This window comes from Streptomyces canus 299MFChir4.1 (assembly GCF_000383615.1).
Taxonomy (GTDB): Bacteria; Actinomycetota; Actinomycetes; order Streptomycetales; family Streptomycetaceae; genus Streptomyces; species Streptomyces canus_C.
This window is the reverse complement of sequence record NZ_KB911688.1, coordinates 1-2,051: the sequence shown is the minus strand read 5'-3', so window position 1 is coordinate 2,051 and position 2,051 is coordinate 1. Positions and strand designations below refer to the sequence as shown.

The 2,051-nt window shown below is 64.9% G+C and carries 3 protein-coding genes and 2 pseudogenes; all 5 read left to right on the top strand.

The window, feature by feature from the left end:
- Positions 1–259, top strand: a pseudogene (locus tag H293_RS0148790) (helicase associated domain-containing protein); the annotation flags it as partial.
- A 168-nt stretch (positions 260–427) separates the two neighbouring features.
- On the top strand, positions 428–676 hold the full coding sequence (locus H293_RS54230; RefSeq protein ID WP_020125006.1) for a hypothetical protein: 249 nt from the start codon (positions 428–430) through the stop codon (positions 674–676).
- A pseudogene (locus tag H293_RS61280) lies at positions 657–950 on the top strand (WhiB family transcriptional regulator); the annotation flags it as partial. The gene H293_RS54230 and the pseudogene H293_RS61280, both read left to right, overlap by 20 nt.
- Before the next feature lie 234 nt (positions 951–1,184).
- Positions 1,185–1,487 carry a sigma factor-like helix-turn-helix DNA-binding protein gene (locus H293_RS61550; protein ID WP_310591971.1) on the top strand — a complete coding sequence of 101 codons (303 nt, stop codon included), beginning with the start codon at positions 1,185–1,187 and terminating at the stop codon, positions 1,485–1,487.
- Positions 1,484–1,789, top strand: coding sequence for a hypothetical protein (locus H293_RS0148780; RefSeq protein ID WP_020125004.1), 306 nt, complete (start codon positions 1,484–1,486; stop codon positions 1,787–1,789). Before H293_RS61550 ends, H293_RS0148780 begins: the two co-directional genes overlap by 4 nt.
- Positions 1,790–2,051: the final 262 nt, after the last annotated feature.

Below are 2,051 nucleotides of genomic sequence, written 5' to 3'. Positions count from 1 at the left end.
ACAAAAACGCCGCGCCGCCCGCCAAGGCCGCCTCTCCCCCACCACCACCCACACCCTCAACACCCTCGACCCCTGGTGGAACCCACCCTGGAACTGGACCTGGCAACACACCTACCAACAAGCCAAGTTCAACCACCACACCGGCCAGGACCACTCCCCCACCCTCAGGCGATGGACCGAACAGCAACGCACCCGCTGGACCACCCTCCACCCCACCCAGCAGGAGCTTCTCTGCGCGGTGGGCATCCTTCCCGCATGACCTGACACGGCCGCAGATGCTCGGTCCGGCATGCCCAACTGCCTCGCTCTGCACAGCCGGAAGGAAGAAACTCAAAAAAGTTCCGGCGTCGAGGTCACGCAACGGTCCCCTCACAGGCACTCACCCTCGGAAGACGAGCCCGCGTTCATTCGATTAGGAGCCCCAGCGATGCCGGAGTATGAGATTGCAGCCCTCGCCGCCGGGGCCGGATACCTCACCAGCGTGCTGCGGATGTGGATCCGGGTGCACGGCCGCACCAGCATGGCCCACATCCGCAGCAGACATCGCAGCGAGATAATCCGGGAACTGCCCAGTGGCAGCCGGGTCATGGACGAACACGACAAGATCACCATTGAAGTCGGCGGACCGCGGGCGACTGAGAAGCAAGGGGGCAGCAGTGTCATCGTGGGTGACTGAGTGGTCGGAGCAAGCAGCTTGCCGTACCACTGATCCGGACGAGTTGTACGTGCAGTCAGCGGCACGGGGCCGAGCCAAGGCAGTGTGTACCGACTGCCCTGTGAGAACGGAGTGTCTCGCCGACGCACTCGACAATCGAGTGGAGTTCGGCGTGTGGGGCGGCATGACCGAACGAGAACGGCGCGCCCTGCTTCGCAGGCGTCCCACCGTCAAGTCCTGGCGTGCGCTGCTGCAGAGCGCACGTACCGAGCCCGAGCAGAGCGCCGGCCTACTTGTCGAAGAACGGCCCAGGCAGCCCCAAGAGCAGCAGGGCCTGTCACCGGAACAGGAACAGCAGTACGGGGCTCTCTTCCGGGTTCGCTTCGTACCAACCGTCGGGTTTCTGATCGCCGCCGGTGCAGGTCGACACGACGCTGAGGACGCCGTGCAGAGCGCCTTCGTGCAACTGGCACGTGCATGGCAGTCAGTGACACACCCCGAAGCCTGGCTGCGGACCACCGCCTGGCGCATGTGGCTCAAGGCCAAAGACAAGCAGAACACTTGGTCCTCGGATCCCGCCGACCTGCCCGAAGCGGGTGTGCCTGACCCCTGCGGCGACATCGCCGAGCAGGTCGACCTCGTGCAACTGTTGCGGAGACTTCCTGTTCTGCAGCGCACGGTGATGGCCTTCGAAATCGACGGAGCCACACCCGCACAGACCGCCGAGGCACTGGGAGTCCCCAGTGCCAACGTCCGCCAGAACCTGCGCCGGGCGCGTCACAACCTTGAGCGCATGCTCCAGGAACAAGAGGACCAAGGAGGCACACTGTGAGCAGCTCCCCCAGGCGCAGTGCCGCCCAGCCGGTAGATGACGTGCTGGCCTCCGCCATGCAGCGCCTGACCAACGCGTTGGACGCGACCACGGATGTCGACAGCAGGCTGGCAGCCGCCCTGTATGCCGCCACTCTCCCACCCGCGCCTCACGTCACAACCTCAATCGACGCCTTCCTCGACCACGGCCGACAGGAACTCCAGTCAACCCTCGAGGCCACGACCGACGTCGAAAGCCACCTCATCCTGGCCCTACACGAAACCGATCTTGATCCGCAGGCCGGCACCACCAGCGAAGAGTAAGCACACAAGCACAGCCGACAGATCCGCCCCCGACAACCTCACCAACCCCCAGACCGTCTGACCGGCCCTGCCAAGTAGCAGCCCACTGAAACCGCACCCTGCTCGATCAACCTGCACACACCCACGCACGCGCAGGCCAGACGGCCACTACCCGCCCAACCCCACACTCCGGACACCCCCAGGCATCGCGAACACCACCCAGAGGAACTGAGAAGCCCCAGCTCACAGCCACAGCAACACTCAGAAAGACCGAGTGACGACA

What these genes read in the sequence shown, in the direction of transcription:
- H293_RS54230 (WP_020125006.1), top strand. Translation starts at nt 428, where the DNA reads ATGCCGGAGTATGAGATTGCAGCCCTCGCCGCCGGGGCCGGATACCTC.
- H293_RS61550 (WP_310591971.1), top strand. Translation starts at nt 1,185, where the DNA reads ATGTGGCTCAAGGCCAAAGACAAGCAGAACACTTGGTCCTCGGATCCC.